We start from the raw sequence: 17,523 nt of genomic DNA on the forward strand, positions 1-17,523 counted from the left end.
CTCTCTCCTAATTCTTATTTTTCTAGATCAGTTAGCAAATAGCTTACTGACATGCTTCACATTCTTCAAATCCAGCGTCACCCGGGCGCATTGTGCAGGCAGGACCATCTAATTCCTGTGCTGCTGATGCATCCGTACCATTCACACCACCACCACTAGACACTGCATTTAGCTGGCCGCTTGCAACAGTAGACTTCTCAACGTGTGTTGCAGCCATTGTGCGGAGGTAATAAGTAGTCTTCAAACCGCGCAACCATGCCAACTTGTAAGTGTCATCCAATTTCTTACCGGATGCGCCACCCATGTAAATATTGAGTGACTGCGCCTGGTCAATCCACTTCTGACGACGTGAGGCAGCTTCAACCAGCCAACTTGGCTCCACTTCGAATGCCGTGGCATATAAGTCACGTAAGTCTTGTGGAACACGGTCAATCTTGGACAAAGTGCCATCAAAGTACTTCAAGTCAGCAATCATGACTTCATCCCAGAGGCCACGATCTTTCAAATCACGAACCAAGTACTCGTTTACTACGGTGAACTCACCTGAAAGGTTGGATTTCACAAACAAGTTCTGGAAAGTTGGCTCGATACAAGCTGACACACCAATAATATTAGAAATTGTTGCAGTTGGTGCGATCGCCACACAGTTGGAGTTGCGCATGCCGTGCTGCTTGATGCGGGCACGCAAGCCATCCCAATTCATTGTGGAAGAGCCATCTACTTCAAGGTAGCCACCACGCTCTGCTGCCAACAATGCAACTGAGTCTTGCGGAAGAATGCCGCGATCCCACAAAGATCCTTTGTATGTGCTGTAAACGCCGCGCTCTTCAGCCAACTCATTAGATGCTTGGTAGGCGTAATAGCACACTGCCTCCATTGAAGAATCTGCAAACTTCACTGCCTCATCACTAGCATACGGAATACGCTGCATATGCAAGCAATCCTGGAAGCCCATAATGCCCATACCCACTGGACGATGCTTCAAGTTGGAATTACGCGCTTTAGCAACAGCGTAGTAGTTGATATCAATCACGTTATCCAACATGCGCATTGCAGTGCGAATTGTTTTCTGGAGCTTCTCGTGATCCAAAATCATCTTGCCGGAAGCATCGGTAGTCATGTGTGCTGTCAAGTTCACAGAACCCAAGTTACATACTGCGATTTCGCTCTCGTTTGTGTTCAGGGTAATTTCTGTGCACAAGTTAGAAGAGTGAACTACGCCGATGTGTTGTTGTGGGCTGCGAATGTTGCATGGATCTTTAAATGTGATCCATGGGTGACCAGTTTCAAACAACATGCCCAACATCTTGCGCCACAATTGTTGCGCAGGAATACGACGGAATGGTTTCAAGTCGCCAGCATCCGCTTTTTTCTCATAGGCAACATAAGCCTCTTCAAATGCCTTGCCGAATTTGTCATGCAAGTCTGGTGTATTTGAAGGCGAGAACAATGTCCACTCACCACCCTCCATCACGCGCTTCATGAACAAATCTGGAATCCAGTTCGAAGTATTCATGTCATGCGTACGGCGACGATCATCGCCGGTGTTCTTACGCAGCTCGAGGAACTCTTCAATATCTAAGTGCCATGTTTCTAGGTACGCACAAACCGCACCCTTACGCTTACCACCTTGGTTCACAGCAACCGCTGTGTCGTTCACCACTTTTAAGAATGGGACCACACCTTGTGACTTACCGTTAGTGCCTTTGATGTGACTGCCCAAAGCACGCACGTTTGTCCAGTCGTTACCCAAACCACCGGCAAACTTGGATAGGAGTGCATTCTCTTTCAAGGCTTCGTAAATGCCATCAAGGTCATCATCCACTGTCGTTAAGTAGCAGCTGGATAACTGTGGGCGTGTTGTTGCTGAGTTAAACAAAGTTGGTGTGCTGGACATGAAATCAAATGTAGAGAGGATTTCATAGAACTCGATTGCACGACGCTCACGATCTAACTCATTCAAAGATAAGCCCATTGCAACGCGCATAAAGAAAGCCTGTGGCATTTCAATACGACGATCTTCAATATGCAAGAAGTAGCGGTCATACAAAGTTTGCAGACCGAGGTAGTTGAACTGCAAGTCACGGCTAGCATTCAAAGCGGCAGCCAGACGTGGCAGGTCAAACTCACGCATACGCGGATCTAAGAGCTCAGCAGAAATACCTTCGTTAATATACTTAGCAAAGTAAGTGCTGTATTCCGCTTGCATATCGCCTTGCAATACTTCGCGACCTAAAATTTCTTTACGAATCACGTGCATTAAGATGCGTGCAGTGACTTGACTGTACGCGGGATCTTTTTCAATCAATGTACGTGATGCCAAAATTGCTGAGTCATACACCTGAGCCATTGGTACGCCATCGTACAAATTCTTGATGGTTTCAGTGATGATTGGGCTTGCATCAATATTGTTGCCAAGACCTTCGCATGCCGCGCCAATAATAGTGCGCAAAGCGGCCATATCCAACCACTTCTCTACACCGTTGTCAGTTACCTTGATACCAGACTCACCAACTTGAGTTGCAGCTTGCGTCTCTTGAGTAATGCCTTGCTGTGTTGCACGCTCTTGATTGCGCTTCTCGCGATACAGAACATAGGCACGAGCAACGTTGTGCTCACCACTACGCATCAATGCCAACTCAACCTGGTCTTGAATATCTTCAATATGGAAAGTGCCACCGTTTGGGCGGCTGCGCAACAAGGCGCGCACTACTGCGTGGGTTAATTGCTCTACTTGCTCACGAACGCGTGCAGAAGCCGCGCCTTGACCACCATTAACCGCTAAAAATGCTTTAGTAACCGCGATCGCGATCTTGGATGGCTCAAACGCCACCACCGAACCATTACGGCGAATGATTTTGTAATCAGATAATTGGGTTGCTTGACCACCGCCAACACCGCCAGCAACAAAGCCAGCAGAAGGGGCTTGGTTCATGGCTTCGGAGGGGTTCATTCCTGGATTATTTGTGCCTGCAGTCTGTCCTGCTGTCTGGGGGTTGGCATATGTCATATTTTTCCTGCTTTTATATAGTTATTTGGACAAAAAATCGTTAAAAAACAATAGGGTATTGCTGTATTCAAACACTACATCTAGTGTCTCGAAGTGCATTTGATACTAAGTATAGGGAAATATTCGGAATTTAGTAAGATATTTCTGACGAATATTTATAAGTATTTTTCCCTATATTTTCAATAAATTAGGGCTCATTTTGGTGCAATTTTTGCAGCCCTTTTTAGCCAAAGGGCAAGAAAGTGAGCGTGTGCTCACATACTAATTTAGAGACCTAACGCGGGTCTAAACCAAACGGTAATTTTTCGACGGGAATGTTGTTTTTACTCTGAAACCTTTTCCAATCAAATTGCACGCCTGGGTCAGCCTTTCTTCCTGGGGCAATATCGCTGTGCCCGGCAAAGTGAAGATTCGGGTAGGTGGCATTGAGTTGAGCGCTTAATTTAGCGAGAACCAAATATTGAATATCCTCAAAAGGATGCTCACTATCGCCTTCTAACTCGATCCCAATGGAGAAATCATTGCACTTTTCACGACCCATGAAGGATGAAACGCCAGCATGCCAGGCTTTGTTTTGAGTGGAGACAAACTGATACACCTCACCACTGCGTGAAATCAAGAAATGACTTGATACCTTTTGATCCGCAATCTCTTCAAAGTAAGGGTGTAATGAAGAATCTAACTTATTCAGAAAAAAATCCACAATAAATTCGGTGGAATTTCCGTCCACAAAACCGCTCGGCGGTAGGCTAATGTGATGAATCACCACCAAATCTGGCGCAATGCCCACTGGTCGAGCGTCTTGATTGGGTGAGATTCGCCAGGCAGCAGAACCCAGCCAGCCGCGATCATCCATACTGTTGAGGTGCTGTTGCGAGCAATAGAAGCGATCCTCTCGCTTGATTGCCTCAGACTTTGGAAGGTGCACTGAACAATGGGTGCACTGAACAATCACTTCTGACTCAGCAGCTTTACTTCGCTCAGCCTTGATCTTGGCAGCCTCATCTTTATTGAGCTTCGTTTGTTTTTTCCCTTTTATCCAAAGGTACAAGGCGCCTGCGCCAGCAAATAGTAGAAGCCACTTAATCAAAACGTCATGCTCTCTGAAGAATGACTTCCAAAACAAATCTGCTGCCAACGTAGGCTAGGAGCAAGGCGGTATAAGCACTCAAGACCCAACGCACAGCGACGCGGCCTCGTAAGCCGACACGCCAACGGGCGATCAGGAGTCCAGAAAACAAAACCCAGGAAATCAGAGCAAAAATAGTCTTATGGTCAAAAACTAGCGGCTTACCAAATAAGGTTTGGGAAAAGAGTAGGCCGGAAAACACGGTCAAACTCAACAGTGCCACGCCCACATAAAGCAAATTAAAAAGCAGGCTTTCCATTGTCATCAAGGGCGGCAAATCTTCCAACCAGTGGGCTACTCGACTGTTTGGGATGATCGCCAGCTGACGATGCAATGCTCGATCCTGAATACTCATCAACATGGCGTGCATTGCAGCCAAACTCAATAATCCCACTGAGATAGTGGCAACAATAAAGTGCCCCTTAAACCAAGGGTCAGAGACAGCCTTTGGAGAAATCAGGGTGCCAGAGAAAATGGCGGGCAATACCGAACAGATCAGCGCAAAACACAAAACCAGCCAGCGCAAGCTAGAAATTGGCAAAAACCAAGACTGAAACCAATAAAAGGCAAGGCCAACCCAAGCAATCAGAGAAAGATCCTGGGCGAAACCAAACACAAACCCTTCAGGCGTAAAGACCGAGTCGTGCAACACGATCCCGTGCACCAACAAAATCAAGAGAATGAAGGCCTGAACCAGGCCTGTAAAAGCCGGGGACTCAATCTTCCCCTTAGGTCGCAAACTTAAAAAGACCAAAAGAAGCAAATAAAGTGCAGATGGAAGCCATCCAGAGCCTGAGTAACCTAAAATATCCATCTGGAAAGTCTAATCGATAAATGCTAGAGAATCTCACCGACCGCCTATCTCGCGTTGTTAAAACAATGCGGGGTCAAGCTCGCCTGACCGAAGCCAATACAGCAGAAATGCTACGAGAGATCCGCCTAGCCTTACTGGAGGCCGATGTTGCGCTTCCCGTGGTGAAGTCTTTACTTGAGCAAATTAAATTTAAAGCCCTTGGCGAAGAAGTGGTTGGAAGCCTGAGCCCAGGCCAAGCACTAGTCGGAGTAGTACAGCGTGAATTAGCCCAGGTCATGCGTGGGGACACTTCTCAAAGTGGCGAACTCAACTTAGCTACTCAACCTCCAGCAGTAATCTTGATGGCGGGCTTACAGGGCGCAGGTAAAACTACCTCAGTAGGTAAGTTGGCCAAGTTTCTGCAAGAAAAAAAGAAAAAGAAAGTCCTCACAGTTTCTTGTGACGTATATCGCCCTGCAGCTATAGAGCAACTAGAAACTGTCAGCAAACAAGTTGGCGCTGAATTCTTCCCAAGCAATATCAATCAAAAACCCAGTGAAATTGCCGCTGCTGCCCTTGATTGGGCGCGTCGTCATTATTTTGATGTGCTCTTAGTCGACACAGCCGGTCGTCTTGGTATTGATGAGGCGCTCATGCAAGAAATCAAAACCTTGCATGCCAATCTCAATCCGGTTGAAACACTGTTTGTGGTTGATGCCATGTTGGGTCAAGACGCTGTCAACACAGCCAAAGCATTCCATGAAGCACTCCCGCTCACTGGTGTCATCCTCACTAAGTTAGATGGTGATTCACGTGGTGGTGCTGCGCTGTCAGTACGCCAAGTTACCGGTGTGCCGCTCAAGTTCATTGGTGTTGCCGAAAAAATGGACGGCCTTGAAGCATTCGATGCCGACCGCATGGCAAACCGTATTTTGGGTATGGGCGATATTCTTGCCTTAGTTGAGCAAGCCCAACAAAATGTCGACGTTGCTAAAGCAGAGAAACTGGCGACTAAGATTTCTAAAGGTGGATTTGATTTAGGCGACTTCCGAGATCAACTGGCGCAGATGCAGCAAATGGGAGGTATGGCTAGCTTGATGGATAAGCTACCAAATCACATGGCGCAAGCAGCCTCCAAAACCAATTTAAGTGCGGCTGATAAACAAACACGGCGCATGCGCGGCATTATCGATAGCATGACACCAAAAGAGCGTGCGAAACCGGAGTTACTAAAAGCAACTCGCAAACGTCGCATTGCAGCTGGTGCAGGCGTCGAGGTTCAAGAAGTTAATCGTCTGCTGGCGCAGTTTGAGCAAATGCAAACTATGATGAAGCAGTTTAAGGGCGGCAAAATGGCGCGCACCATGGCATCCATGGCAGCCAAAGGAGCCGCCAAGGGTATTGGCGGACTCTTCAAAAAATAATAGTTAAAAACGGATCAGTTTAAGAAACGAGTTTCTTAGCCGCATCAACCGCAGCAATCACTTTTGCTTTAATTTCCGGCAGTGGAATATTCTCTGATTCAGCATCAGTACGGCCTTTAAATTCCACTTGAGCATCTGCCAAACCACGATCACCGATCACTACGCGGAATGGAACGCCGATCAATTCCCAGTCAGCAAACATGGCGCCCGGTCTTTCGCCACGATCATCCAGCACTACATCCACCCCAGCAGCAAGCAACTCATCATGCAACTGATCGGCAGCCGCTTTCACAGCTTCTGATTTATCGTAGCCCATTGGACAGATCACCACTTCAAATGGCGCCATCGAAATCGGCCAAATAATGCCACGCTCATCATTGCCCTGCTCAATTGCAGCGCCAAGCAAACGCGTTACACCGATGCCGTAACAACCCATCACCATGGGCTGCGCTTTGCCTTGCTGATCTAAGTAAGTGCAACCCATTGCCTCGGAATAGCGTGTACCCAACTGAAATACATGGCCCACTTCAATGCCACGACAAATATCCACAACACCTTTACCATCAGGCGAGGGATCGCCAATGACAGCATTACGCAAATCCATTACCAAAGGCTCTGGTAAATCACGACCCCAGTTCACACCGGTTAAGTGATGACCAGCATCATTCGCACCGCATACAAAATCAGCCATATTGGCAACGGTACGATCTGCGACTACAGTCACATCTGCAGCAATTCCAACGGGGCCTAAATAACCTGCTGGTGCATTACAGGCTTGTTTGATTTCGGCTTCACTAGCAAAGCGTGACTCTGCCATTCCAGGAATCTTGCTAGCCTTGATCTCATTGAGCTCATGATCACCACGCACTAGCACCATAAATAATTTAGCTGGGCCAGCTTCCTGATCGGCAGCAAATAGTAAGGACTTCACAGTCTGCTCTAGTGGCAATTTTAAAAACTTGGCAACCTCTACACAATTTGTTTGATTTGGCGTCGCAAGTTTTGTCATTGCTTGCGTTGCAACACCACGTACCGCAATTAATGAGGCTGACTCAGCAGCCTCTAAATTGGCAGCGTAATCTGAGTTGGGGCAATACACAATCGCATCTTCACCGGTATCTGCAATGACGTGGAACTCTTGACTGCCTGATCCACCAATAGCTCCGTTGTCAGCCGTTACTGCACGGAACTTCAAGCCCATGCGCTTGAAGATGCGGGTGTAAGCATCAAACATGATTTGGTAAGACTTCTTCAATCCCTCGGTATCACGATCGAATGAATAAGCATCCTTCATACTGAACTCGCGCCCACGCATGATTCCAAAACGTGGTCGGCGCTCATCACGGAACTTCGTCTGAATTTGATAGAAGTTCACCGGCAACTGTTTGTAGCTCTTGATTTCATTGCGCGCCAAATCAGTCACCACCTCTTCAGAGGTTGGCTGAATTAAAAAGTCACGATCATGACGATCTTTGATGCGGAGTAACTCTGGCCCCATCTTTTCCCAGCGACCCGTCTCTTGCCATAACTCGGCAGGCTGAATCATGGGCATGAGTAATTCAATTGCACCTGCGCGATTCATTTCCTCACGGATGATGTTCTCAACCTTGCGAATAGACTTCAAACCCAAAGGCAAATAGTTGTAGATGCCAGCGCTCAGCTTGCGAATTAAACCGGCGCGCACCATGAGCTTGTGCGAAACCACCTCAGCGTCAGAGGGGGCTTCTTTTAGCGTGGCGAGAAATGACTGTGAAGCTTTCATGTATGGATATAATCAAATCATTGATTTTAAAGGATTTGAGGCACGATCTCATGCTTGACCGTGAAGGGTATCGACCCAATGTCGGCATAGTCCTCCTCAATAGCCATAACGAGGTTTTCTGGGGAAAACGCGTTGGGCAGCATTCGTGGCAGTTCCCGCAGGGCGGGATTCAGCATGGTGAGAGCCCAGAGCAAGCCATGTACCGCGAATTGCATGAGGAAGTTGGCTTGCTGCCGGAACATGTCCAAATTATTGGACGAACCAGGGACTGGCTTCGTTATGACGTCCCGGAGGAGTTCTTGCGTCGTCAACATGCCTCTAAAACTCATCGGGCCAGCTATCGCGGCCAAAAACAAATCTGGTTTTTGCTGCGTTTGGTGGGTTTAGACAGCGATATTCATCTGCGCGCTTCAGAACATCCTGAATTTGATGCTTGGCGCTGGGTACCTTTTTGGATTCAACTCGATTCCGTCATTGATTTCAAGCGCGAGGTCTATCAATTAGCCCTTTCTGAGCTTGCACGCTATTTGTCCCGCGGCATGCGCATGCAGCAGCTTGCCTGGGGATCCCCGCTAGACCTATTTCAATCCCTGTATGGGGGCGATGAAGATGAGTCCAAAGAAGCAAAACCCACTGATAAGCCATGATGAAACTCTCTAATTCCAGTCTTCGACTTTCAACTCTTGGCCTAGTTCTCAGCTTAGCCCTAGCAGGATGTGCAGGTGATCCCCTGGAAAGCGGGGTTGATCCTTTTGCGCCGATGGTCTTCAAAGAGGGTGCGACAGCAATGCCTCTGAATCCCCCCAATAAAGCAACTATTCAACCTTTTTATGTCTCACAGCAAACTATTTTTAAGTTCGCTGTGGACACCGACTCTATTTTGATTGGTAACGATGGTATTACTAGATATATCGTTATTTTGACGAGTCCCAATGGCAACAGCCAAGCTCAATATGAAGGTATTCGTTGTGATTCATATCAGTGGCGTCTATATGGGACATTTGAAAACGGTGTTTGGAAAGAAAATCCACTCTCAAGTTGGAGAACTATCCAAACTCACGTACCAAATCGCTACCAAGCTGCATTAGCGCAAGGCGCATTCTGTAACTTCAACTCACAAGAGAAGAACATCAAAAACATCATTCAATCGCTAAACCCAAATGGGTTTACTGGCGGCACAAAACCTACCAACTCGTTTGGCGTAATTAATTAAAGTAAGTATTGTTTGAGTTTTAAAACTTAAGCAGCGGTCAGGCGGGTACCGATTTTTTCGCCACTCATTAAGCGCGTGAGAACCTGAGGCTCTCGCCCAGAGGCAATGACAGTTGCAGCGCCTGTTTGAGCGGCAACTTTCGCAGCCAATACTTTGGTCAGCATGCCTCCCTTGCTGAGTTCACTAGCAGCACCCCCAGCCATTTTTTCTAAAGCAGGATCACCAGCAGTAGCATCACTCAACAAAATAGCGGAAGTATCTTGTCGTGGATCGGCTGTAAATAAGCCGCCTTGATCGGTCAAGATCACCAGTAAATCTGCATGAATTAAATTGGTCACTAAAGCAGCCAAGCTATCGTTGTCACCAAATTTAATTTCATCAGTAACTACGGTATCGTTTTCATTGATGATTGGAACAACGCCGAGTTTTAGCAAAGTATCCAAAGTTGCTTTGGCATTTGCATTACGTTCTGCATGCGCTAAATCAGCATTAGTCAACAACACTTGGGCACTACGTAAATTAAAGCGCGCAAAACAACTTTCGTAAACCTGTACCAAACCCATTTGACCAACAGCAGCTGCAGCTTGTAGCTGATGAATTTCTGTCGGGCGCTTAGCCCAGCCTAGACGTTGCATGCCCTCAGCAATCGCGCCCGAACTTACCATTAGCACTTCGTGTCCAGCAGCTAATAACGCAGCCATTTGTTCAGCCCACATACCAATTGCAGCACGGTCCAAACCCTCACCATTATTGGTGACTAGGCTTGAGCCTACCTTCACTACGATTCGCTTCGCTTTCTGAGTGTTCATATCAAATGCGGTGCTCAAATGACTGTTGATTAATCTGGGGCTTTATCTTCTGGTTGAGTTTGCTCTTGATAACGTGGGTCAGCAGCGCGCTCATCCTCATCATCCCTATCCTTACGAATAGAGTCTAGATAATCTTGCAATGAGTAGCACAGCTTATCGCAACCCAAACCTGTTAAAGCAGAGATCTCAAATACAGGGCCCTTCCACTTAAACCGCTTAATAAAGTCTGCAACTACTTTTTTGCGATCTTCCTCGGGAATCATATCCACTTTGTTTAGCACTAACCAGCGTGGTTTTTCAACCAGAGCTTCATCGTACTTACGTAATTCATTCACGATGGCTACAGCATCTGCCACTGGATCAATGTTGTCATCAAATGGTGCAATGTCGACTAAATGCAAGAGCACGCCTGTACGTTGCAAGTGTCTTAAGAAGCGGTGACCCAAGCCAGCACCCTCCGCAGCACCCTCAATCAATCCTGGGATATCAGCAATCACAAAGCTACGCTCAGCACCTACGCGTACCACACCTAAATTCGGGTGCAGCGTTGTAAATGGATAGTCTGCAATCTTTGGGCGCGCATTAGATACAGCGGTAATCAAAGTCGATTTACCTGCATTGGGCATACCCAACAAACCAACGTCAGCCAATACTTTTAATTCGAGCTTGAGCTTACGACGCTCACCCTCTTTGCCATTTGTCTTTTGGCGAGGAGCGCGGTTTGTACTACTCTTAAAGTGAATATTTCCCCAACCACCAACGCCACCTTGGGCTAAGCAAAGACGCTCGCCATGGGTAGTTAAGTCGGCAATCGGCTCACCAGTTTCATAATCAGAAATGATGGTGCCAACTGGCATACGCAACTCGATATCATCGCCTGCGCGACCATAACAATCAGCGCCACGGCCAGGCTCACCATTTTTTGCGGTGTGCGTTTTAGCGTAGCGATAGTCAATCAAGGTGTTGATATTGCGGTCAGCAGTAGCCCAAACGCTTCCGCCTTTACCGCCATCACCACCATCGGGTCCACCGAATTCGATAAACTTTTCGCGGCGCATGGAGGCACTCCCGGCGCCACCTTGGCCAGCTATGACTTCAATACGAGCTTCGTCTATAAATTTCATGAATAAAAAAGGCCTCGCTTAGCGAGGCCTGTTCCTAAGAGTTAAATTCGGAATAAATCTGAATCAAACGTGTCTCAGTCAGGCGTCTTATGAACGCGGGAGAACTGAAACCTGGGCCTTCTTCAAAGCACCCTTAACGCCAAATTCCACTTGTCCGTCAATTAAGGCAAACAAAGTGTGATCTTTACCAATACCAACGTTCATACCCGGATGTACTCGTGTACCACGTTGACGAATGATGATGCTGCCAGCGTTGATTTGCTCGCCGCCAAAAACTTTAACGCCTAAGCGTTTCGATTCTGAGTCGCGGCCATTTCGTGTCGAGCCGCCGCCTTTTTTCTGTGCCATATCTTTCTCCTGCTATTTAGCCGTTAGCCTAAATTAGGCTTTAATCGTGTTAATCAGAATTTCTGTGTAATTCTGACGATGGCCTTGGTGCTTTTGATAATGCTTGCGACGGCGCATCTTAAAGATTGTCACTTTATCGTGACGTCCCTGGGAGACGACAGTGGCCATCACAGCTGCACCATTAACCAATGGATCACCCAATTTGAGTGAAGCGCCTTCGCCTACGGCTAAGACTTGGTCAAGAGTGATTTCGCTGCCGATTTCCGCTGGTATCTGTTCTATTTTCAATTTTTCGCCTGCAGCAACTTTATACTGTTTGCCACCGGTTTTTATGACCGCGTACATGGTTTGAAACCTCAATTAATATCTACATTTAAGCTAATCCACCCTGGATGAGCTAAGCCGATTATTATATCTTGCATGACGAGCACTGTCAAAATCAATGAATTAAGCCAAATTTTGGCCCCAATTGCCTTAGATTTCAAGGCCTTAGATGAGGTTATTCGCCTACGCTTAGCCTCAAAAGTGGCTTTAATTGACCAAATCTCGACTTACATCATCCAAGCAGGTGGAAAACGGGTTCGACCAGCCCTTTTGCTGCTAGTTAGCAAGGCCTTAGCCAATGGTAGAGAAACTCCTCATGCCCTAGAGCTGGCAGCCGTGGTGGAATTTATCCACACAGCCACCCTACTCCATGACGATGTTGTCGATGAATCCACTCTGAGAAGGGGTCGCGAGACTGCGAATGCCGCTTTTGGCAATGCTGCAAGTGTGCTGGTAGGCGATTTTCTGTATTCCAGGGCCTTTCAGATGATGGTGGGCCCCAATGATCTGCGGGTAATGGAAATCCTGTCTGATGCAACCAATACGATTGCCGAGGGGGAGGTTTTGCAACTCCTCAACATGAACGACCCTGAAGTAGACGAAGAGAGCTATTTGCAGGTGATTCGCTATAAAACCGCCAAGTTATTTGAAGCATCCACCGAGCTTGGGGCAATTTTGGCTGGCACTGATGCCAAGCAACGGGAACAATCTGCCGCTTTTGGACGCCATATTGGCACCGCCTTCCAATTAATGGATGACCTTTTGGATTACACCGCTGATGCATCCCAAATGGGAAAAAATGCCGGCGATGATTTGAGGGAAGGAAAGCCGACGCTGCCACTCATTTATCTTCTTGAAAATGGCAGCACAGAAGAACGCTTATTAGTTCGAGCAGCAATCGAACAAAATCAAGATTTGCCCGATGATGTCTTTCAACAGATTCTGAATGCAGTCCAAAATTCTGGCGCCTTGGATTACACCCAAGCCGCTGCAAAACGAGAGGTTGATCTCGCCCTCGAATGCCTCAAAGACTTTCCTCAAAATGAGGCGACAACAGCTCTACATGCCTTGTGCAAATACTCTTTGTCTCGGCAAACTTAAGCGCCAACACTTTTTACTCTGATATCGCGCGCAGTAATGCGCGCTTTCTCAGCCTCATCACGCAGGCGTTCGATCTCTTGTGCGCTAAGCTTTTCTAAATTGGAATAGTCCAATTTCCAAGCAGGGTCTGAAGCCCACACTAAAGGCGACTGCACTGTTGTGCGCGGTCCGGGTGCACCCTCAAGCAAACGCAGAGCCAATTCAAAATTGGAGTCTTGCGATTGCAAATTATTGGGGAGTGCAGCCGCGTTGCCTAGCGGAAAGTCACTAAAGAGCAGACGTGGTACACCGCAATACTCCACAATATCTTTCGCTGCGCCCATGATGACTGTTGGGATGCCGGCAGCCTCTAGATAGCGCGCCAACAAACTTTGACTTTGATGACAGATTGGGCAATTCGGAATCAGTACAGCAACGTCAACATGATCTGCGCGCATCTTGCCGAGGATCAAGGGTGCATCAATCTCTAGGGTATGACGTTGACTACGATTGGTTGGTAGTCCATAAAAATGCTTAGCTAGGGATTGAATACGCCCACTTGCAGCAGCCCGTTTCGCCGCATCCAATGGAAACCAGCAATTACTATCCTGCATATTGGCATTGCGCCTATCAATCCCGACATGGGCAATACGCAAGTCCACATCTGCATCAATCGAACGTGTATAGGGATCATAAAACTTAGCAGCCGCATTGTAGGGTGCGCCCGGTCCTTGCGGACCTTTACTCGCATCAAAGGGGACGGCAGTAGTCACTAAACCGAGGGTTGATTGATTAAGTGGCTTTTGCAGTGGGGTAAACGGCACATTAATGTAATGCGCCCAAACATAGGGTGTTTCATACCCCAAACCTAGATAGTAATTACGGGTGCGCTCAATGTAGCGAACCGGCTGATCTATTTCGGGTGCAAATAGCAATTCAGAATTCTTGGTCATCAGTCCATCCCTGTAAGATATTGCTTATCAAATTTAATTATCAGGAGAATTCATTATGGCTCAATGGCTCAGATTTCAACATCAAGGCAAATCTGGTTTAGGTCAAGTACAGGGCGATCTGATTGCCGTGTTCACTGGCGATTTATTTAATAATCCTCAAGCCACTGGCGAAACATTAAAGCTATCCGATGTCACGCTCGATATCCCATGCACCCCATCTAAGATGGTTGCTATGGTGGATAACTTTCATGCGCTAGTCACAAAACTTGAGCATGCCGTGCCAGTAGAACCTTTGTATTTTCTGAAAGGCAATAATTCTTTCCTGGCAGCCAATCAAACCATTCGCACTCCAAAGTCATATTCTGGAAAAGTCGTTTACGAAGGAGAGCTCGGCATTGTCATTGGCAAAGCGTGTCATGAGGTTGACGAAGCTCAAGCAGCTGCTGCAATTTTTGGCTATACCTGTATTAATGATGTCACTGCTATTGAGATTTTGAATCGCGATCCTGGATACGCACAATGGACGCGTTCCAAGAGTTTCAATACCTTTGGCGTCTTTGGCCCTTACATCACTACCGATGTAGACCCAAGCAAGCTCACTATTAAAACGATCTTGAACGATCAAGAGCGTCAGAACTACCCCATCGCCGACATGATTTTCCCGCCAGCAAAATTGGTCAGCTTAATTTCTCAGGATGTACCACTGCAAGCTGGCGACATCATCGCTTGCGGCACTTCTGTTGGCGTTGGCTCTATGAAGCCCGGCAGCAATGTCAGCATCATCATTGATGGGGTTGGACGCCTAGATAATCGTTTTGAATAATTACCTGAACAGTTGATTTAAAACGAAAGCTTCAAAATAAAAACCCTCACCATGTTTAGTGGTGAGGGTTTTTTAATACTTGAACACTTCAGACGCTAGTCTACTTATTTCTGCAGACTCTTAATATCCAGAAACAGATGGCAATGCCAGACTTCCTTTGGAGGCTTGAACATTTTCATCAAGGTACTTTGTCAATGCAAAGACTGTATTGAGGCAAGGCGTTGGTGTTTCGGTAATCTTGCCAAGCTCAATCACCGAGCCCAGTAAGGCATCAATCTCTAAACTACGGCCCGCCTCTAAGTCTTGCAACATCGATGTTTTATGTTTTCCGACTTTCTCAGCACCAGCAATACGACGCTCAATATCGACACGGAAAGTAACGCCTAACTTCTCGGCAATAGTTTGCGCTTCAGCCATCATGTTGCGAGCCAACTCTTTAGTGAGTGGATACTGGCAAATGCCTTCTAATGTTCCATGGGTCAGAGAGCTGATTGGATTGAATGTCATATTGCCCCACAACTTCAACCAAATCTCAGAACGAATGTCTTCCAAGATTGGTGACTTAAATCCTGCTGCAGACATCATCTCAGACATCTTCTGAATACGCTCGGTCTGCTTGCCATCCAACTCGCCCAATGGGAAGCGATTGCCTTCAACGTGGCGAATGACGCCAGGAGCCTGAGTAAAGGTTGCTGGATACACAACACATCCAATGATGTTATTTGGATTAATTGCATTCTTCGCAACACCACCAGCATCGACCGTTTCAACTGAGTGATCTTGATAGTCGCCACCTAGCTTCTGGAAGTACCACCAAGGAATTCCGTTTTGCATCGGAATCAAAATGGTTTCCGGCCCCATGATTGCAGCAAGATCCTCGATGATCGGCTCAACCTGATGCGCCTTCACCGCCAAAATAACTACGTCTGGAGTCTCAGCATCTCGGATTTTTTCAACTGCTTTTACCTGTGCCACTAAAGGCTCAGGCTGGTCATCCATAATTAATGCGAGGCCACGCTCTTTAATCGCAGCCAATGTAGCGCCTCGAGCAACAACCGTGACATCATTGCCAGCTCGCGCCAACATGACAGCAAGGTAACCGCCAATTGCGCCCCCTCCACCGATCACACAGATTTTCATAAGAACTCCATAAAGATAAAAAATTTTGAATTAATGCCATTTTAGAGGCGAATATTTTGCGGTGCAACAAAATATTGTGCCTAATATTTAAGCAATTTTAGTTAACTTGCGATCAATCTCGCTCTGGGCACTAGCCCACCTAAAAGCATGCCGATGATGCTAGCTAAAAGACCTGCCAATTGAGGGGGGAGAATAGCCTCAGGGGCAAGTACTTCACAGCTGATCCAAACTACAAGACCACAGACCACCGATAACAACCCCCCCAAAGAATTTGCCTTGGACCAATACACCCCAAAAGCTAGTGGTACAAAAGCTGCGACCAAAGTGACTTTGTAGGCGTTCTCAACCATCTTAAAAATCGATAAATTAGAGTTGATAGCAAAAAAGGTAACTACCGCTGTAAAACAGAGAACCGTAATGCGCATGACTTTTAGCAAGTCCTGATCGGATAAATGCTTAAAGAAGCCGCGCACAATGTTCTCCGCAAAAGTGACGGATGGCGCGAGCAACGTAGCGCTGGCACAACTCTTGATGGCTGATAGCAGGGCACCAAAAAACATTACCTGAGCAATGAGTGGTGCATGATTCAAAATGAGTTTTGGCAAAATCATTTGTGGGTCTGTATATAGATACTGCTTCACTAGATCCGGACTAATGATGGTTGCAGAGTAAGCCAAATACAGTGGAACAAATGCGAAAACGAAATACAGCACTCCACCCAGCAAAGCAGCTTGCACTGCAATGTTCACATTCTTAGAAGATGTGATCCGCTGAAACACATCTTGCTGTGGAATAGAACCTAACATCATCGTGCATAAGGCGGCTGTAAAGCCAAGGATAGAGGCGAGATTCATCTCGGGCCAGAAGTTGGAAAACTGGCCGGCAGCGGCAGCATGCTCAAACACTACACCAACACCCCCAGTTTGAGCTGTTATCTCGCCGCCGATATAAAGCATGCCCACCACAATGATGATCATCTGGATAAAGTCGGTAATTGCAACCGACCACATGCCACCAAAAAGTGTATAAATCAGAACGCTACCAGCGCCAATTAACATGCCGGCCGTTTGTGTGATGCTGCCTTCAGATACAACATTAAAGACAAGTCCTAAAGCTTTAATCTGCGCAGCCACCCACCCCAAATAGGAAACCACAATACAGAGAGTTACCAAAACCTCTACGGTACGGCCATATTTCTCCCGAAAGAAATCACCGATGGTGAGCATCCGGCGGTTGTAGAGATGACGAGCAAAAAAGAGTCCGACTAAGATCAGGCATAAGGAAGATCCAAAAGGATCAGAAACAATCCCGCCAAGCCCCTCCTTTAGAAAGGTGGCTGGAATACCCAATACCGCTTCGGAGCCAAACCAGGTGGCAAAGACTGTGGCGGTAACGATAGGCAAAGGAAGGCTATGGCCTGCTGCTGCAAAGTCAGCCGTGTTTTTGACCCGTAGCGCAGCCCAAAGACCGATACCTACAGATACCACCCAATAGATGATGACAAACCAAATCAACATCGCCCAATTTCTCCTTCAGGAATTTGGACAAATTATATGACCTTGTTACTTATGACATTTAATCAGTCAGGCTT

15 protein-coding genes and 1 pseudogene are annotated in these 17,523 nt (G+C 47.0%); 5 read left to right on the forward strand and 11 right to left on the reverse strand.

The features are described from left to right. Positions 1–43: 43 nt before the first annotated feature. From ICN16_RS08445 to ICN16_RS08455, 3 genes are all read right to left on the reverse strand, one after another. Entirely contained in the window at positions 44–3,010 is a 2,967-nt protein-coding gene (locus ICN16_RS08445; protein ID WP_216136531.1) for a ribonucleoside-diphosphate reductase subunit alpha, read from the reverse strand. A gap of 274 nt (positions 3,011–3,284) precedes the next feature. After that, complete coding sequence (gene ampD / locus ICN16_RS08450; RefSeq protein WP_370625624.1) at positions 3,285–4,148, reverse strand: 1,6-anhydro-N-acetylmuramyl-L-alanine amidase AmpD; 864 nt, start codon at positions 4,146–4,148, stop codon at positions 3,285–3,287. Next, positions 4,105–4,953 carry an inner membrane protein YpjD gene (locus tag ICN16_RS08455; RefSeq protein ID WP_215376718.1) on the reverse strand — a complete coding sequence of 283 codons (849 nt, stop codon included), beginning with the start codon at positions 4,951–4,953 and terminating at the stop codon, positions 4,105–4,107. Before ICN16_RS08455 ends, ampD begins: the two co-directional genes overlap by 44 nt. 20 nt (positions 4,954–4,973) lie before the next feature. Here ICN16_RS08455 and ffh point away from each other — a divergent pair, with 20 nt between their 5' ends. After that, positions 4,974–6,356, forward strand: a complete 1,383-nt coding sequence (gene ffh / locus ICN16_RS08460; protein WP_215376715.1) for a signal recognition particle protein — start codon at positions 4,974–4,976, stop codon at positions 6,354–6,356. Between the two features lie 19 nt (positions 6,357–6,375). Here ffh and ICN16_RS08465 read toward each other — a convergent pair whose 3' ends face one another. Continuing rightward, positions 6,376–8,118 (reverse strand): proline--tRNA ligase, encoded by a 1,743-nt coding sequence (locus tag ICN16_RS08465; protein ID WP_216136532.1) that lies wholly within the window; start codon positions 8,116–8,118, stop codon positions 6,376–6,378. A 50-nt stretch (positions 8,119–8,168) separates the two neighbouring features. Here ICN16_RS08465 and ICN16_RS08470 point away from each other — a divergent pair, with 50 nt between their 5' ends. Both ICN16_RS08470 and ICN16_RS08475 read left to right on the forward strand, forming a co-directional pair. Continuing rightward, positions 8,169–8,765, forward strand: coding sequence for an RNA pyrophosphohydrolase (locus tag ICN16_RS08470; RefSeq protein ID WP_216136533.1), 597 nt, complete (start codon positions 8,169–8,171; stop codon positions 8,763–8,765). After that, entirely contained in the window at positions 8,762–9,331 is a 570-nt protein-coding gene (locus tag ICN16_RS08475) for a CNP1-like family protein (RefSeq protein ID WP_255533705.1), read from the forward strand. The genes ICN16_RS08470 and ICN16_RS08475 overlap by 4 nt, the downstream gene beginning before the upstream one ends. Before the next feature lie 32 nt (positions 9,332–9,363). Here ICN16_RS08475 and proB read toward each other — a convergent pair. The 4 genes and pseudogenes from proB to rplU form a co-directional block, all read right to left on the reverse strand. After that, positions 9,364–10,140, reverse strand: a pseudogene (gene proB, locus ICN16_RS08480) (glutamate 5-kinase); the annotation flags it as partial. A 29-nt stretch (positions 10,141–10,169) separates the two neighbouring features. Continuing rightward, positions 10,170–11,264, reverse strand: a complete 1,095-nt coding sequence (gene obgE / locus ICN16_RS08485; protein ID WP_216136538.1) for a GTPase ObgE — start codon at positions 11,262–11,264, stop codon at positions 10,170–10,172. A gap of 87 nt (positions 11,265–11,351) precedes the next feature. Further along, positions 11,352–11,612, reverse strand: a complete 261-nt coding sequence (gene rpmA / locus ICN16_RS08490) for a 50S ribosomal protein L27 (protein ID WP_215328605.1) — start codon at positions 11,610–11,612, stop codon at positions 11,352–11,354. Between the two features lie 33 nt (positions 11,613–11,645). Further along, positions 11,646–11,957, reverse strand: a complete 312-nt coding sequence (gene rplU / locus ICN16_RS08495; protein ID WP_041484800.1) for a 50S ribosomal protein L21 — start codon at positions 11,955–11,957, stop codon at positions 11,646–11,648. Positions 11,958–12,032: 75 nt separating this feature from the next. Between rplU and ICN16_RS08500 the strand changes: the two genes are divergently transcribed. Next, positions 12,033–13,037, forward strand: coding sequence for a polyprenyl synthetase family protein (locus ICN16_RS08500; protein WP_216136541.1), 1,005 nt, complete (start codon positions 12,033–12,035; stop codon positions 13,035–13,037). Here ICN16_RS08500 and ICN16_RS08505 read toward each other — a convergent pair. Continuing rightward, complete coding sequence (locus ICN16_RS08505; RefSeq protein ID WP_216136546.1) at positions 13,034–13,969, reverse strand: glycine/sarcosine/betaine reductase selenoprotein B family protein; 936 nt, start codon at positions 13,967–13,969, stop codon at positions 13,034–13,036. The two genes, ICN16_RS08500 and ICN16_RS08505, sit on opposite strands and share 4 nt — an antisense overlap. Before the next feature lie 55 nt (positions 13,970–14,024). Between ICN16_RS08505 and ICN16_RS08510 the strand changes: the two genes are divergently transcribed. Beyond that, on the forward strand, positions 14,025–14,792 hold the full coding sequence (locus ICN16_RS08510) for a fumarylacetoacetate hydrolase family protein (protein WP_216136549.1): 768 nt from the start codon (positions 14,025–14,027) through the stop codon (positions 14,790–14,792). A gap of 120 nt (positions 14,793–14,912) precedes the next feature. Here ICN16_RS08510 and ICN16_RS08515 read toward each other — a convergent pair whose 3' ends face one another. After that, the gene (locus ICN16_RS08515; protein ID WP_215387118.1) at positions 14,913–15,932 is read right to left on the reverse strand and encodes a 2-dehydropantoate 2-reductase; all 1,020 of its coding nucleotides are present in this window, start codon (positions 15,930–15,932) and stop codon (positions 14,913–14,915) included. Positions 15,933–16,033: 101 nt separating this feature from the next. Next, positions 16,034–17,449 carry a sodium:solute symporter family protein gene (locus ICN16_RS08520; RefSeq protein ID WP_216136550.1) on the reverse strand — a complete coding sequence of 472 codons (1,416 nt, stop codon included), beginning with the start codon at positions 17,447–17,449 and terminating at the stop codon, positions 16,034–16,036. Between the last annotated feature and the right edge of the window lie 74 nt (positions 17,450–17,523).

This window comes from Polynucleobacter sp. es-MAR-4, from assembly GCF_018882055.1.
Taxonomy (GTDB): Bacteria; Pseudomonadota; Gammaproteobacteria; order Burkholderiales; family Burkholderiaceae; genus Polynucleobacter.

Bases quoted from the DNA above. Each gene is read 5' to 3' on its own strand.
- ICN16_RS08500 (WP_216136541.1), top strand. From the start codon at position 12,033: ATGACGAGCACTGTCAAAATCAATGAATTAAGCCAAATTTTGGCCCCA.
- obgE (WP_216136538.1), bottom strand. From the start codon at position 11,264: ATGAAATTTATAGACGAAGCTCGTATTGAAGTCATAGCTGGCCAAGGT.
- ICN16_RS08520 (WP_216136550.1), bottom strand. From the start codon at position 17,449: ATGTTGATTTGGTTTGTCATCATCTATTGGGTGGTATCTGTAGGTATC.
- ICN16_RS08475 (WP_255533705.1), top strand. From the start codon at position 8,762: ATGATGAAACTCTCTAATTCCAGTCTTCGACTTTCAACTCTTGGCCTA.
- rpmA (WP_215328605.1), bottom strand. From the start codon at position 11,612: ATGGCACAGAAAAAAGGCGGCGGCTCGACACGAAATGGCCGCGACTCA.
- ffh (WP_215376715.1), top strand. From the start codon at position 4,974: ATGCTAGAGAATCTCACCGACCGCCTATCTCGCGTTGTTAAAACAATG.
- ICN16_RS08470 (WP_216136533.1), top strand. From the start codon at position 8,169: ATGCTTGACCGTGAAGGGTATCGACCCAATGTCGGCATAGTCCTCCTC.
- ICN16_RS08510 (WP_216136549.1), top strand. From the start codon at position 14,025: ATGGCTCAATGGCTCAGATTTCAACATCAAGGCAAATCTGGTTTAGGT.
- ICN16_RS08465 (WP_216136532.1), bottom strand. From the start codon at position 8,118: ATGAAAGCTTCACAGTCATTTCTCGCCACGCTAAAAGAAGCCCCCTCT.
- ICN16_RS08445 (WP_216136531.1), bottom strand. From the start codon at position 3,010: ATGACATATGCCAACCCCCAGACAGCAGGACAGACTGCAGGCACAAAT.
- ICN16_RS08455 (WP_215376718.1), bottom strand. From the start codon at position 4,953: ATGGATATTTTAGGTTACTCAGGCTCTGGATGGCTTCCATCTGCACTT.
- ICN16_RS08505 (WP_216136546.1), bottom strand. From the start codon at position 13,969: ATGACCAAGAATTCTGAATTGCTATTTGCACCCGAAATAGATCAGCCG.
- rplU (WP_041484800.1), bottom strand. From the start codon at position 11,957: ATGTACGCGGTCATAAAAACCGGTGGCAAACAGTATAAAGTTGCTGCA.
- ICN16_RS08515 (WP_215387118.1), bottom strand. From the start codon at position 15,932: ATGAAAATCTGTGTGATCGGTGGAGGGGGCGCAATTGGCGGTTACCTT.